Below are 11,440 nucleotides of genomic sequence, written 5' to 3'. Positions count from 1 at the left end.
ATGGTAGACGCAATCACCACCGAGATTATTCGACACGGTCTGCTTGCAGCCGCTGAGGAGATCGCTCGTAATCTCTGCCGCACGGCATACAACACGGTCGTGTACGAGGTGCATGACTATGGCATTGGGCTCCACGACGCGAACGGCGACGTCGTCGCTGACACCCCAGGTGTCGCAGTATTCACCCGCGGCAACGATGCTGGCGTCAAGCACGCCATCAATTTCCTCGGGAAAGACGCGATGGAGCCCGGCGATGTCTTCATCCTCAACTACCCGTACTGGTCGAGTGCGCATGCGCTTGACCCGCTGGTCTTTGCTCCGATCCACTTCGAGGACGAGCTGCTCGGCTTCGCGACCTGCCGCGTGCACGTCACTGATCTGAACCAGAAGGATCCCGGGTACGTGATGGACTCGACGGACCTCGCGCAGGAGGGGCTCATGCTGCCCGCCTCGAAACTGTACCGACGTGGTGTGCGGAACGAAGACGTGTTCAACATCATCAAGTTCAACAGCCGGAGGCCGCGTCATACCGTCGGTGATATCCAGTCGCAGGTCTCTGCGTGCTTTACGGGTGTGAAGCGCACACAGGAGCTCGCAGCGAAGTACGGTGCGGACACGCTCGGCGACGCTATGCGCGCTATCAATGAGCACGGTGAGAAGCTCTCCCGTCTGGCCCTCGCGAAGCTTCCAAAGGGCACGTGGACCGCGGTCGACTACGTTGACGAGGACGGCGTCGACGTCGGGCAGCTCGTGAAGCTGCAGTGCACGGTCACGATCACCGACGAGGAGATGGTGATCGACTGGACCGGAAGCGCAAAGAACGTTAAGGGCCCGGTGAACGTGCCGCTCGGGCTCACTGAGGCCGCATCGTGCCTCATCTTCAAGTCAATTACGACGCCGGATTCACCCGTTGTTGCCGGGAACTTTGCTCCGATGCGTGTGGTCACTGAGGAAGGCTCTGTCGTCCACGCGGTGCACCCAATGCCGACGTTTACGCTGTGGACTGGAATTCTCGCAGGCGAGGTCATCTTGAAGGCGCTCGCCAAGGGGATGCCAGACAAGATTCCTGCTGCGTCGGGCGGAGACGTATGCGCGTTTATTGGCCTCGGCACGAACCCGCGAACCGGCGAATTGTGGCAGGACGGTAGTAACGAAGCGGTCGGGTTTGGCGGCACCGCAACCCACGACGGCGAAGATGGCATCATGCACCTCTCGGAGCCCGGCTGTCGCAACACTCCGGTCGAGGTGTTTGAGATGCGCACTCCGCTGTTTCTTGAGCACTACGGGTACCGGCAGGACAGCTCTGGGGCAGGTAAACACCGTGGGGGCGTCGGCATTAGCCGTTCGTACCGCTATACGGCCCCGGGAACCGGCATCATGCTTGTGTACAAGACACAAACGAACCCGTGGAGCATTGCCGGCGGCAACGAGGGTACACCGAATGCGGTGATCCTGAACCCCGGAACCGAGCGCGAGGTCTGGCAGGGCGGCAGCTACAATCTGCTCGAAGCTGGAGAAGTGCTCGTCAACGCGACCGGTGGCGGCGGTGGTTACGGAGATCCGCTCGAACGCGATTTCGCCGCGATTGCGAAGGACCTCCGAAACGGCTTCGTCTCGCCTGAAGCCGCCGCGCGTGACTACCTGGTCGTGCTGACTGATGACCTCGGTATCGACGAAGCGGCAACCGCGGAGCTGCGCGCAGCGTCGCGTTAGCCGGGGGACAGGACGGGTCCGCTGTAGTGCGCAGCGGGCCTTTCCTGTACGCAGTCGACGGTGCAAAATGATGAACATTTCGAAGGGGAAATACATGACTGGCCAAGGGTCAATGGTGATCGTTGATACGCAGATCTGGCGGGGAAAAGCGCGTGGCTTTGAACCGGGTGATCTCATCATTTCGGGCGGAATGATTGCGGAGCGCGCCGACGCCGATGCAACTGAGATCGACGGACGAGGCCAGTGGGTGATTCCCGGTCTCATCGATGCGCACTTTCATGCCTACGCGCTCAGCATGGACGGGCTCGAGAACGAGCGCGGCCAGCTGAGCTACGCGGCGCTCAACGCCACTCATCGGCTGAGGGCTGCGCTTGAGCGCGGGTTTACGACCGTACGCGACGCCGCAGGCGGCGACATCGGGCTGCAACGTGCCGTCGAAGGAGGCCTACTTGCCGCGCCGAGATACCTGTTCACTGGCCCTGCACTGAGCCAGACCGGTGGGCACGGTGACCCGCGCTCGCAGCATGTCGATGTGTGTTTTGGACACGGGCACATGTGCGAGGTTGTTGACGGGATCGACGCGCTCAGGGTCGCAGTGCGCGAGCGGCTGCGCACCGGCGCCCACGCCATCAAAGTGATGACATCGGGCGGGGTGTTTTCCCTCACGGATCCGGTGCGCATTCCCCAATACTCGGCAGAGGAGCTTCAGGCGGTTGCCGACGAAGCACACCGCCGTGGAACGTACGTCACTGCGCATTCGTATTCGTCGGAGTCAGTCATGCATTCCATCGAGAACGGCGTCGATTGCATCGAACACGGAAACCTCATCGACGCCGCCACTGCTACGGAGATGGCGCGGCGGGGCACCTTCCTCGTCCCGACGCTCGCGACCTACGATGCCATGGGGCGTCGGGGTCCCGGACTCGGCCTGAACGAGGTGTCGCTTGCGAAGAACGCTGAGGTGCTCTCGAAGGGGCAGGAGGCAGCGAACATGGCGGTACGAGCTGGCGTTCGCGTCGGATTTGGCACCGACCTGATGGGAGATATGGAGGACGAACAACTCCGCGGGGTTGCCTTGCAGGTGGAGGCGCTCGGTGTGCCTGAGGCCCTGCACTCGATGACGGCGGGGAACGCAGCGGTTCTCGGTGACGCGCGCTTGGGGAGCATGGAGGTCGGTTCCTACGGCGATGCAGTCCTACTCTCGGGTAACCCTCTTGAAGATCCCTTCGTGCTGGGAGCTATGGGCGCGCGCCAAGCAGTCATCCAGGCGGGACGGGTCGTGTAACAGGCGGAGTGCGTGCCCGACGGTTGCCACATCAGTCCCACTGGCGGAGCAGCTCCACGAGGGTGCGCACACCGTACCCCGTTGCGAGCGGCCCGTCCGGGGTAGCACGCACCGCAGGGCCCGAACAATCGATGTGCGCGAACGGAACGTCAGCGGGGGCAAATTCTCCGAGGAAAAGAGCTGCCGTTATCGCCCTTCCGGTGTCACTGAGCGGATGGTTTCTCAGCGTGGCTCCCGGCGCGGTCGAGCGGAGCTGCGACGCGTAGCGCGTCGCCCAGGGCATCTCCCAGAGCGCTTCTGCCGACTGGTCTGCCGCACGGAGGAGGCGCCCTCCGAGCGCGTGGTCGCGGGCGAAGAGCCCCGCGATCTCTGGACCAAGCGCGACCTCGATTTGGTAGGTGAGTGTTGCGACGCTGATGACCGCGCGAGGTGCCGCCTCGGATAACCTCGCGATGGCGTCCGCGAGAACCACCCGGCCCTCGAAGTCCGTATCGATGATTTCTACTCCCACCCCGCTACGAGTGTGCACGACGTCTCCCGGGCGTATCGATGCGGGGCCGGGGATGTTTTCAACCAGGGGCAGCGCGGCGTAGACAGGCTGGGTCACGCCGAAGTCTCGCAGCACAGATAGCGTTGCCAGTACGGTCGCGGCTCCGGCGCAGTCAGTGTGCATTGAGTACATAGCAGAGGGTGGCTTGAGCGAGAGACCGCCCGCATCGAATGTCACGCCTTTCCCAGCCAGACCAATAGCGTCTGCAGGAGGCTCATCTCCCGGGGGCAGCGTCCCCGAAAACCAGAGTTCGACTAGCACGGGCGGTTTCACGGATCCCTGCCCGATTGCAGTGATCCCGCCAAAGCCTTCCGCTCGCAAACTCGGCGCGGTCGTCAGCCGGAAGCCAAGGCCGTTCGCGACAGCCACTTCGCTGGCTCGCTCGGCAAACATTGCGGGGGTCAGCTGGTTCGACCGCGCGTCCGTCAGGGACTTTGCCAGAGTTTCAGCGCGGTGCAGCCGGTGTTCTTCAACCACTGCTCGCGTGAACTCTGCTGCGGGAATGTCGATCTCTACAGGCAAATCGAACGTTTCATCTCCGGACGGCCCACTGATCGCCGCGAGCAGCCCGGCGAGGATTTGGCGAAACTCGGCTGTGGTGAGGGAGCTGCCGGTGAGGGTTAGGGTGGGCAGGGGGCCTGACTCGCCGCCCTGTGCGCGCAGAAGCTCCCCTGCCCGTTCGCCCCAGCTACTCAGGCATTCGCGGCTGGCATTGCCTGTCGGGATCGGTGGGAGGTGCCACGGCGCATTCCGGTCGCGCCCCGAGTGTGCTGCTGGCGCGACTGTGGGGGTCACCGATGTGGCTGTGGATTGGATGATCGCCATTGTTCGTTCCTTTCGGCCCACTTCCGGGTCACCGATCCACACTATGGTGGGGCGAACGTGGCCGCCTGTGCACGGTGCACATCAAGGGAGACAGTGGTTCGCATGCCTGCCAGGAGCGGCAAACTGCCACAATGCATGTAGCGCTGAACACAGCGCACGAACTGTACGTACGAGGAGGACACGGGTGAAATCGCAATCGCTTTCGATTCTTGGGGCACAGGTCTGGAACGGGACCGATTTCTCCCCGCAGGACCTGCACATTGTTGACGGGCTCGTGTCAGCCGAACCGGCACCAGACGCAGAGACACTCGACGGCAGCGGCGGCTGGCTCCTCCCCGGGTTCATCGACGCACACTTCCAGGCGTATGCGACGAGCATGGACGGGCTCGAGAACGAGCGTGGCCCACTGAGTTACGCCGCGATCAACGGCACGCGCCGCCTTGAGAAGGCGCTGCGCCGCGGCTTCACGACCGTTCGTGATGTCGCCGGAGGGGACATCGGGCTCGCCCGCGCGATCAACGCCTCGCTGTTCGACTCGCCCCGATACCTGTTCACGGGGCCTGCGCTCAGCCAGACCGGTGGGCACGGCGATCCACGATCCGAGCACGTCGACATCTGCTTCTCCCACGGGCACATGTGCGAGGTCGTTGACGGCGTCGAGGCGCTGCGCCTCGCGGTGCGCAACCGGCTGCGCACCGGCGCGCACGCGATCAAGATCATGACGAGCGGTGGCGTGTTCTCGCTCGCCGATCCGCTACCGATCCCGCAATACTCACCGGAGGAGGTGCGTGTCGTCACCGAGGAAGCGGGCCGCCGCGGCAGCTACGTTGCGGCCCACGCCTACTCGTCCGAGGCCGTGATGCACTCCATCGAGAACGGTGTCCGCTCGATCGAACACGGCAACCTCATCGACGCCGCCACGGCAACTGCGATGGCGGATCGCGGTGCGTTCCTGGTGCCGACTCTCGCCGCATACGATGCCATGGATCGCCGAGGAGCCGAGATCGGACTCAACGAGATCTCCCTCGCGAAGAACTCCGAGGTGCTATCGAAGGGGCAGGAAGCGGTGCAGATCGCGCTCGCCGCAGGCGTGAGCGTTGGCTTCGGCAGCGACCTCATGGGTGATCTCGAAGACGATCAACTGCGCGGGGTCCGGCTGCAGGCTGACGCGAGCGGGGCGGCGGCGACGATCCACTCGCTCACGGCAGTGAACGCCCAACTCATCGGGGATCCCCGTGCCGGCTCACTCGCCATCGGGAGCTACGGAGACGCGCTCCTGCTCTCGGAAAACCCGCTCGAACTCGCAGGTGCACTGTCCGAGCCCGCCGCGCGGCTCGCAGTCGTGCAGGCCGGCCGCGTTATTCGGTAGCGAGTGCGTCGGTGGCGTCGGTCGCGGGCACCTCGGGCTCAGCGATCGGCGCCGCTTTGAGATCGAGCGAGCTCCACCTGCTCCAGCGGAGATACTCCAGGTGCTCCTGCATGAGCCGCTCGACGGCTGGTCGGTCGCCGGCGAGCAGCGCGTCAAGGATGTCGCGGTGATCCTGCGCCGAGTCAGTGAGCTCTCCGCGCACGGCGAGCTCGTAGATGCCGTACTGGCGGGTCTGATCGCGCAGCGTTCCGATGAACTCGGTCAGGCGGTCGTTATCGAGGAGCGCCAGCAGCCCGAGGTGAAATTCCCGGTCTGCGTCGAAGAACGCGATGATGTCTTCCTGCTCGGCTGCCGCGAAGAACTTATCGATGATCGCGGAGAACGCAGCCTCCCGCTCGCGCACCCGGGGTGAACCGGCGAGCTTCACCATCGATGGCACCTCGAGGAGCGTGCGGATCTCGGCGATGTTCTCCCGGTCTCGGCGGCTAATGGTGACGACCCTGTATCCGCGACCGCGTACGGCCTCCATCATGCCGTCATTGACGAGTGCAAGCATTGCTTCACGGACGGGACCGTGCGAGACGCCCAGCTCTGCTGCAATTGCCGATGCCGAGTACACCTCGCCCGGTTTGAGGTCTCCGGAGACGAGCAGCGCGCGGAGCTGCGCGAGGGCTTGCTCCCGCAGCGTCGTCGGCGGCATCCGCAGCATTTCGATCACTGGGCGTTCCCCTCTCTGCTCGGTAATGGAAGAAACTCTATCTGCTCATCCCTCTGGAGAAGCCCGGCAGCGGCGTGATCTGCCCGCGGTACTCAGCGGAGGGGGCGCTGGCGTTCGCAGTGGGTTCGGTGCTTAGATCGAACGAGGGCCTTGCTGTTGCGGTCCGTGGAACGCAGGTGTTCCGTCCGCGCTGAACTGACATGGAGGACTCACCCATGAACATCACCGGAGTGCAGGTGTTCGGCTACGAACTGACCTATCGGCACGGGACGTATGTGATGTCCGGCGGCCGAGCTGCGGCTGCGCAGCAGTCAACGCTCGTCGCGATCACGACGGACTCGGGGATCACCGGGTGGGGTGAAGTGTGCACGCTCGGCAGCACCTATCTTCCGGCGTTTGCGGCTGGGGTGCGCGCCGGGATCGCTGAACTCGCGCCGGCGCTCATCGGGCATGACGCACTCAACATCCGTGGCGCGTTACGGCTAATGGACGAGGTGTTGCTTGAGCAGCGAGCCGCCAAGAGCCCCATCGACATTGCGCTCTGGGACGTTCTGGGGCAGGCAACCGGGCAACCGATCGCGCAGCTCACTGGCGGTATCCAGACACCTGAGTTTCCGCTCTATGAGGCGGTGCCACTGGAAGCCCCTGAGCGCATGGTCGGGTTTGTTGAAGCGCGCATGGCTGAGGGCATTCGACGGTTCCAGCTCAAGGTTGGCAACGAGCCAGAACTTGACGCGGCGCGCACCCGCGCTGTGGTCGAGGCGGTGCCCGACGATGTCATCGTGATCGCCGACGCGAACGGGGGCTGGGACGTGCACGATGCCATCAAAGCCGCGCGCCTGATTGGTGACATTCCGGTGTACATCGAGGAGCCCTGCCGTGGCCTCGACAACAACGTGCTTGTCGCGAGGCAGATCCCGCAGCAGCTGGTCCTTGACGAGTGCATCGTCACACTCGACGACCTCTACCGGGCGAAGTACGACGCCGGTATTTCGGCAATCAACCTGAAGTATTCGCGTATCGGCGGGTTCAGCCGCACGCTCCAGCTGCGCGACGCCGCGCAGAGCCTCGGGTTGAAGGTGTCGATGGAGGACACATGGGGCGGCGACATTACCTCGGCAGCGGTGAGTCACCTCGCTGCGACCACCGCGCCGGAGACGCTCTTCAATGTGTCGTTCATGAACGACTGGACGAACGAGCACGTCGCGGGCTACGAGCCGCGCTCGAGTGCGGGGCGGGGAAGGGCGCTGACAGGTCCGGGCCTCGGCACCACCGTCGACGAGTCGGCGCTGACGCCTGTGGCCGAGTTCCGGTAGCCCAACGCGCGACCTGCCGGCGACCGGGCCGCAGCCCGATCGCCGGCCGCGCCTACCCGCTGAGTGCGGCCGTCGGCGGGGTGCGCGACGCACGCACCGCAGGGTAGAGCCCGGCGATCGCACCGACGAGCAGCGTTGCGATCACGGCGACGCCGGAGACCGTGAGCGACACGACTGGTGTCCAGCCGTTGGCGAGCGCGACACCGAGCGTGACGCCCGCACCGATCACCACCCCGGCGAGCCCGCCAAGGCCCGAGAGCACGAGCGCCTCGGTGACGAACTGCAGACGAATATGCCGTCGGGTGGCCCCGAGGGCGCGTCTCAAACCGATCTCCTTGCGGCGCTCGATGACCGAGATCACCATGGTGTTTGCGACGCCGATGGCCCCGACGAGCAGTGAAATTGAGCCGAGCCCGACAAGCATGCTCGTGAATACGTCATCGACCGCCTGCTGCGCCGCGAGCGCGTCGGACGGGCGAGAGACGCTGACCGAGCCGGGCTGCTGCGGCTGGATCGCGGCTGGCGTGAGCCAGCGCACGGTCTCCAACTCGCTCTCGGCGGCGCGCTGCATCACCACCGACGGGTGCCCGTCCCACCCGAACTCTGCCTCCGCCACCCGAGAACCGATGAGCGCTGCGCTGTCGTATTCGGGGGCGAGGCTCAGCGGTTCCAGGATGCCGATGACCGTGACGAGGGTGTCGCCGAGCCAGACGTTCGAGCCCGGTTCGACCGTGCCGAGCCGGGACGCAGCCTCGAATCCGAGCACAGCGGCGGGGAACGCTGACGTGGTGGCGTTGAACCAGGATCCCGACAGCATGTCGCCGGCGACGACCTCGAGAAACGCGGTGTCGACGGCGGCCACGGTCACGCCGCCGGTGCGCTGCGGATCCACATACTGGTTCCGGTAGACGGAGGTGTCAGCGAGCGTGCCGATCGCGGCGGTCGCAGTCACTCCTGGGAGTCGTGCGAGTCGATCCGCCGCGTTTTTCGGCAGCGGCCCGGCTGCGTTTCCCCCGTCAGCGGCGACTGCGCTGAGCAGGTTCGTGCCGAGGCTGGAGAGTTGCGCCTCAAGCTTGGCCTGGCTCGACGCCGAAATCCCGAGCACGGCGACCATCGCGGCGACGCCGATTGCGATACCGAGCGCTGAGAGCACCGCGCGCAGCGGTCGCGCGCGAATGCCTGCGGTGCCGAGGCCGAAGAGATCGCCGGGGCGCAACCGGGAGCGGCGCAGCGGCGCGCGCTCGGTGCCGGCGCTCACGCCGCCACCTGCGTTCGCGAATCGCTGGTGACCGCGCCATCGCTGATGGTGATCTGCCGCGGGAGTTTGGCGGCAATCTTCGGGTCGTGGGTGATGATCACGATGCTCGTGCCCGCCTGATGGAGCTGGTCGAGGAGCTCGATGATGCTCGCGCTCGCGCGCGAGTCGAGATTGCCCGTCGGCTCGTCTGCGAGCAGGATCGGCGGGTCACCCACGACAGCGCGAGCGATCGCGACGCGCTGGCGCTCGCCGCCAGACATCGGATGCGGCTTATGGTGCATGCGTTCGCCGAGACCCACCCTGCTGAGGATCGTCTGCGCACGCTGCATGCGCTCGCGGCGTGGCACCCCTGAGTAGAGCAGCCCATCGGCGACGTTCTCCTCGGCGCTCACCCCCTCCCGGAGATGGAATTGCTGGAACACGAAGCCGATGTGCTGCGAGCGGAGCGCCGAGAGCTCGACGTCGGTGAGCGTCGTCGTATCGATCCCGACGAGCTCGACCGTGCCCGCGCTCGGCCTATCGAGCGTGCCCATAACATTGAGCAGCGTCGACTTCCCGGAGCCGCTCGCCCCGACGATCGCAACGTACTCGCCCGAATCTACCTCGATGCTCACCCCGCCCAGCGCGGTCACCGGCGGATGACCGTATGCACGGGTGACCCCGCTGAGCCGAATCACGGAGCTCATCGCTTGGGCACCGTCACCTCGAGCCCCTCGCGGACTCCCTTTCCAGACACCTCGACCGAACCCGAGGCGAACGCGCCGACCTCGACCGACAGGAACTCGCGTTCTGCTTCGGGGGAGCTCCGTGGCAGCTCGAGCGCGAACGTCTCCTGGTCGACAGGAACGAGCGCGTCGACCGGAACGGTCAGCACGCCCTCCCGGAGCACCTTCCCGAAGCTGAGCTTCACGCTGACGAGCGAGAGCGACGCTACTGCGGCCTGGTCGTCGAGCGAGATCTGCACGGGCAGCAGCAGCTCAGCGGCCGCATTCGGGTCTTCAGATGGCGCCTCCTCCGCCGCGCCGATGCCTGCGACCTTGCCGGTCGTCGATGTGCCGTTCGGCAGTTCGATCGTGACGGCCGTGCCAACGGGGGAGAGCTCCGCCTGAGCAGGTGTGAGGAGCGCGAGCACCTCCTGTGCTGCGCCGGAGGCGCTGAAGAGCGTGTCGCCGGCTGCGACCCGATCGCCGGGCCGCTTCGCTGCCTTGGTGACCTGCAGCGGCTGGCTCGAGAACAGCACCTGGTCCTTGCTCAGTGACTGCTGTGGCTTCAAGCCGAGCGAATCCGTCCAGGCGTGCAACGCCCACTTCGTGTACCAATTGAACTCCTGCGAGGGGTCGACGCTGAGGTACCCGAACGATTGCAGATTGCGCTCGAGCTGTTCAATGTCGACTCCGGGCTCCATACCAGCGGTGAAGTCCCGCCAGGCCGGCATCGCGCCGGACAACATGAATACCGGCTTCTCGTCGACCCGGTACGCCACCGATCCCGCAGCGAGCTGCGTACCGGTGGCGGGAACCTCGGTGAGCATCCCGCTCGTGGTAGCGGCGATGTCGACCTGGAGCGCGTACTGGAGCTTGCCGCGTGCGGTGGTCTCCGAGGTGAGGTCGCCGGCTGCGACCGTCGCGGTGTCCACCGCTGGGAGCTTGGTGGGCGGGGCGGTGTCCGAGGGTTGCAGTAGCGCGGCGGCGCCAAAGCCGCTGCCGGCGAGCACTGCGATGGCGAGGGATCCCCACAGCACCTTGCGCGCGCGACCGCCGGTGGGTGGAGCCGGCAGCTCGGTGGCCGACCCCGTCGGTGGAGCAGCGGCCCCGTGGTCGGCTGCGTCGTGCTGCCCGGTATCGGGAGTGCGAGGTGTGTGGGTCATGGCCTACTCGTTCAGGGATGGTTCACGGTGTCTGTGGGGAGCAGCGGATCCGCCTACTGCATGGCCTTCTCGCTGCAGGTGTCGAGGTCGGTGTTGCTTGCGCCGTCCGGCGTCTTCGGCGAGGTGCCGCCGAGCTTCGCGTCCTCGATGTCGTAGCCGAGGTCGCGCATGCACTCGCCGAACTTGCTGTCGTACTCGAAGCGTGCCTTGTCTGCTTCGCGCTTCTCGGCCTCACTGAGCTCCTTGATCGGCGGCTCACCAACCTCCGACTGGCACTCCGGCGAGACCTCCTGCATCTCCTGCGTGACCTCGGGCCAGCCGCCTTCCGGCGTCGGGTCTTCGACGTCGAGACCCTTATCGCGGAAGCACTGCGCCATCTTCAGCTCCCACTCCTGGAATTCCGCGGCGTGAGCATCGGTGCCGCCACCCCCGCCAGCCTCGCCTTCCGCCTCTGGTGAGGCGCTGCAGCCCGCGAGTGCGAGCACGAGTGCCGCCGAGCAGGCTGCGAGCTTGAGCAGGGAAAGAGAGTTGCGCGACAT

Annotated in this window: 10 protein-coding genes; 4 read left to right on the top strand and 6 right to left on the bottom strand. The window is 65.6% G+C overall.

The window, feature by feature from the left end:
* On the top strand, positions 1–1,713 hold the full coding sequence (locus tag AUL38_RS04290) for a hydantoinase B/oxoprolinase family protein (RefSeq protein WP_059059451.1): 1,713 nt from the start codon (positions 1–3) through the stop codon (positions 1,711–1,713).
* Between the two features lie 94 nt (positions 1,714–1,807).
* Positions 1,808–2,998, top strand: a complete 1,191-nt coding sequence (locus tag AUL38_RS04285) for an amidohydrolase family protein (RefSeq protein ID WP_059059450.1) — start codon at positions 1,808–1,810, stop codon at positions 2,996–2,998.
* Between the two features lie 31 nt (positions 2,999–3,029).
* On the opposite strand, the gene AUL38_RS04280 is transcribed toward AUL38_RS04285, so the two are convergent.
* Positions 3,030–4,373, bottom strand: coding sequence for a leucyl aminopeptidase family protein (locus tag AUL38_RS04280; RefSeq protein ID WP_059059449.1), 1,344 nt, complete (start codon positions 4,371–4,373; stop codon positions 3,030–3,032).
* Between the two features lie 184 nt (positions 4,374–4,557).
* On the opposite strand from AUL38_RS04280, the gene AUL38_RS04275 reads away from it, so the two are divergent.
* The gene (locus AUL38_RS04275) at positions 4,558–5,742 is read left to right on the top strand and encodes an amidohydrolase family protein (RefSeq protein WP_059059448.1); all 1,185 of its coding nucleotides are present in this window, start codon (positions 4,558–4,560) and stop codon (positions 5,740–5,742) included.
* Here the strand turns inward: AUL38_RS04275 and AUL38_RS04270 are convergent.
* On the bottom strand, positions 5,732–6,451 hold the full coding sequence (locus AUL38_RS04270; RefSeq protein WP_083506587.1) for a GntR family transcriptional regulator: 720 nt from the start codon (positions 6,449–6,451) through the stop codon (positions 5,732–5,734). The two genes, AUL38_RS04275 and AUL38_RS04270, sit on opposite strands and share 11 nt — an antisense overlap.
* A 224-nt stretch (positions 6,452–6,675) precedes the next feature.
* On the opposite strand from AUL38_RS04270, the gene AUL38_RS04265 reads away from it, so the two are divergent.
* Positions 6,676–7,776, top strand: a complete 1,101-nt coding sequence (locus AUL38_RS04265; RefSeq protein ID WP_059059447.1) for a mandelate racemase/muconate lactonizing enzyme family protein — start codon at positions 6,676–6,678, stop codon at positions 7,774–7,776.
* 52 nt (positions 7,777–7,828) lie between these two features.
* Here AUL38_RS04265 and AUL38_RS04260 read toward each other — a convergent pair whose 3' ends face one another.
* From AUL38_RS04260 to AUL38_RS04245, 4 genes are read right to left on the bottom strand one after another with little or no spacing between them, the layout of a single operon-like run.
* Positions 7,829–9,034, bottom strand: a complete 1,206-nt coding sequence (locus AUL38_RS04260; protein ID WP_059059446.1) for an ABC transporter permease — start codon at positions 9,032–9,034, stop codon at positions 7,829–7,831.
* The gene (locus AUL38_RS04255) at positions 9,031–9,720 is read right to left on the bottom strand and encodes an ABC transporter ATP-binding protein (protein WP_059059445.1); all 690 of its coding nucleotides are present in this window, start codon (positions 9,718–9,720) and stop codon (positions 9,031–9,033) included. The genes AUL38_RS04260 and AUL38_RS04255 overlap by 4 nt, the downstream gene beginning before the upstream one ends.
* On the bottom strand, positions 9,717–10,901 hold the full coding sequence (locus tag AUL38_RS04250) for an efflux RND transporter periplasmic adaptor subunit (protein WP_059059444.1): 1,185 nt from the start codon (positions 10,899–10,901) through the stop codon (positions 9,717–9,719). Before AUL38_RS04250 ends, AUL38_RS04255 begins: the two co-directional genes overlap by 4 nt.
* A gap of 53 nt (positions 10,902–10,954) precedes the next feature.
* A complete protein-coding gene (locus tag AUL38_RS04245) occupies positions 10,955–11,440 on the bottom strand; it encodes a hypothetical protein (RefSeq protein ID WP_059059443.1) in 486 nt (161 codons plus the stop codon).

The organism is Leucobacter sp. G161 (assembly GCF_001482305.1).
In the GTDB taxonomy this organism is placed as follows: domain Bacteria; phylum Actinomycetota; class Actinomycetes; order Actinomycetales; family Microbacteriaceae; genus Leucobacter.
Note: the sequence above shows the minus strand (reverse complement) of the source record. Positions and strands in the feature narration are given on the sequence as shown.